The organism is Salmonella sp. SAL4457 (assembly GCF_046548235.1).
GTDB classification, from domain to species: Bacteria; Pseudomonadota; Gammaproteobacteria; order Enterobacterales; family Enterobacteriaceae; genus Salmonella; species Salmonella enterica.
In genome coordinates, this window is the sequence record NZ_JBGDZO010001443.1 from 1 (window position 1) to 231 (window position 231).

Annotated in this window: 1 protein-coding gene; it reads right to left on the reverse strand. The window is 69.7% G+C overall.

Translation table 11 applies throughout. The annotated features are described in order from the left end of the window. On the reverse strand, positions 1 to 231 hold a 231-nt coding region (locus ACLJNW_RS28945; protein WP_410962129.1), incomplete at both ends, for a hypothetical protein.

Consider the following 231-nt stretch of genomic DNA (forward strand, 5'->3'; position numbering starts at 1 on the left):
TCGTAGTGCCGGTCGCCGTCGCGGCGGGGGCCGACCGGGACGATCTCCTGCGCCTGCAACTGGAAGCGGTCGTTCTCCAGGGCCTCGCGCAGCCCGCTGGCGAGGAGTATGTCGCGGTGCTGGCGCTCCACTTCCTCATGGCCGAACTGGTACACCGAGACCCGGTTGCGCCCGGCATGCTTGGCCGCGTAGCAGGCCACGTCGGCCTGGCTCATCAGTTCGCTGGTGCTG